This window comes from Allobosea massiliensis, from assembly GCF_042655245.1.
Classification (GTDB): domain Bacteria; phylum Pseudomonadota; class Alphaproteobacteria; order Rhizobiales; family Beijerinckiaceae; genus Allobosea; species Allobosea massiliensis.
Genome location: NZ_JBHSLU010000072.1, coordinates 1 through 2,311 on the forward strand (window position 1 = coordinate 1; position 2,311 = coordinate 2,311).

At 63.2% G+C, this 2,311-nt stretch carries 2 protein-coding genes and 1 pseudogene; all 3 read left to right on the forward strand.

Going from position 1 to position 2,311, the window contains the following annotated elements:
- Positions 1-410 (forward strand): annotated as a pseudogene (locus tag ACFPN9_RS21480) (hypothetical protein); the annotation flags it as partial.
- A 79-nt stretch (positions 411-489) separates the two neighbouring features.
- Complete coding sequence (locus ACFPN9_RS21485; protein ID WP_377817568.1) at positions 490-1,488, forward strand: sensor histidine kinase; 999 nt, start codon at positions 490-492, stop codon at positions 1,486-1,488.
- 542 nt (positions 1,489-2,030) lie between these two features.
- Complete coding sequence (locus ACFPN9_RS21490; RefSeq protein WP_377817569.1) at positions 2,031-2,225, forward strand: hypothetical protein; 195 nt, start codon at positions 2,031-2,033, stop codon at positions 2,223-2,225.
- The last annotated feature ends 86 nt before the right edge of the window (positions 2,226-2,311 follow it).

The window sequence follows — 2,311 nt, forward strand, 5'->3', positions numbered from 1 at the left end:
CCGGCGACTCACTGACCGCGATCCTCGAGGCCTCGCGCAAGGTGGCGGCGACCATCGCCGACATCTCCGCGGCCGGCGGGGAACAGGCGAACGGAATCGACGAGATGAGCCAGACCGTCGCCCATCTCGACGAGATGACCCAGTCCAACGCCGCCCTCGCCGAGGAAAGCGCCGCTTCAGCCAACGCCCTGGCCGACCGCATCGCCCAGCTCAACGGCCTCGTCGCGGGCGACCGCACTGAGGCAGGCGGCACGGCCGCAGCCGGCACCGCCGGGGCGCTGCAGCGCCAGGTCCAGGCCGCCTTTGCCGGGCCGCGTTCCGCCCGGCCGTCTGCGCCTTCCGCGCGCCCGGCACCGCCTCTGATGAAGAAGGCCGTCAACGCGCACGCGTCCGGCTGGGACGAGTTCTGACTGATGGGCTACGCTTGGTTCCAGCCGTTACGGAATCCTGCAATACGAATAGGCCACCTTCACTCATCATGAGGCAAATATGCAGGCCAGTGACTCGTTGCAGGAACTTGCTCTAAGCGAGGAGCGTCTTGGACTGGCGATAGAGGCCGCTGAGGTCGGCACCTGGGATCTAGACCTGACGACGAACGTCCTGCGTTGGGATGACCGCACAAGGGCAATGTTCGGGTTCTCGCCGGGGCGGCCTTGCAGCATGGATGATTTCTACGCCGGGCTTCATCCGGAGGACCTTCAGGACACTTCAGTTGCATTCGCGACCGCGCTCGACCCTTCCGTCCGCGCGATCTACGATGTCGAGTACCGGACGGTCGGCAGGGAGGATGGCAAGGTTCGCTGGGTTGCAGCGAAGGGCAAGGGCTTGTTCAACGAGCAGGGAACCTGCGTCCGGGCGATCGGCACCGCCATCGACATCACCGCGCGAAAGGAACTGGAGGAGAGGCAACGCCTGCTCACCCTTGAGCTCAAGCACCGCATGAAAAACACGATCGCGATGATCCAAGCGATCGCGGCCCAGTCGCTGCGAGGCGGCCCCGCGGTGGACGTCGCTCGTGACAAGTTCACGTCACGGCTCGACACGTTGGCCAAGGCGCAGGACCTGCTGACGCAAACAGCATGGACAAAGGCGCGCCTCAGACCGCTTCTTGAAACCGCGCTTCGCCCGCACGGATTGACGGAGCGCTTCGAGATGTGCGGCCCCGATATCGAGCTCTCGTCGAAATGCGCACTCGCAATGGCGTTGGCAGCGCATGAGCTGGCAACGAATGCCGTAAAGTACGGTGGGCTCCGACATGATGACGGACGCGTGGTGGTCACCTGGCAGGTGACCGACGACGAGTTCCGTTTCCATTGGCAGGAGATCGATGGGCCGCCCGTGGTTCCGCCGTCCCAGAAGGGTTTTGGATCGCGCATGATCGAGAAAGCCTTGGCCGGCTACTTCGCGGGCGAAACCAAAATCGAGTATCGACCTCATGGAGTCGTTTTCGCACTCAATGCGCCGGTGGGCGCCCTTTCGACGGAATAGACGATCCAATTCAGAGAGTTGTACGAATCCAAGCAATAATGTGATGTGTGCGGTGCTACTCACCTGAGGCTTGTCTCATAGGCCGCCAGACGTATGCATTTTGCGCAGCCAATCGCGCTCCTTGCCACCCGGTCAGACGTTGTGCGACAGAACTTGTAAAAGTGCTGCCTGCCCTTGGTGAGCGTCCCGAAGACTGCCGGCTGGAGCGGCTTTACCAAGTGGCAGAGGAGGTTGGGGCCCAGATCTGGCACCTAATTGCGTTTCAGCCCGATCGAAACCTCCAAGCCGACTTGGAGGCCCTCGTCTCCTCGATCTGCCAACCACCCACTCAGGTATCCAACCGCCCGACAGCAGACGTTCCAGATGTCGGCTAGGGGCCAAAGATGCCCCTATCGACGGTCGACGGTCGATGCGAGGCATTTCGCCTGCGGCGCCGTGGCCGGTAGCCCGATGGAGAAAGAAGTTCGGAACCCAGTGTAGGGAACCCCCGGGGAATGGGCAGGTGAAGCCGTCCCGGGCTCTCGAGCCGGAACGGATTTCCGATGACGACGATCAATGATGGCGCCTCGCGGGCCGAGGATGAGGCGCGCCCGACGGCTGGCGATCTCGCGCGCTATGAGCGGGCTTATCGGCTCAGCACCGAGCATGCCCGGATGTTCCCGATGTGGCAGGCGGCGCTGGCCCACGCGCTGCTGCTCGAACATGATGGAGACGCTGTCCATGCGGACAGTAAATAGATCGAGGCCAGTTCCCGGGCGGCCTGTCTCAAACACAGATCGACCGTTTGGTAGGCTGGCGCCGTGAGGTGCCCGGTGCGGTCTGA

What these genes read in the sequence shown, in the direction of transcription:
- ACFPN9_RS21485 (WP_377817568.1), top strand. Translation starts at nt 490, where the DNA reads ATGCAGGCCAGTGACTCGTTGCAGGAACTTGCTCTAAGCGAGGAGCGT.
- ACFPN9_RS21490 (WP_377817569.1), top strand. Translation starts at nt 2,031, where the DNA reads ATGACGACGATCAATGATGGCGCCTCGCGGGCCGAGGATGAGGCGCGC.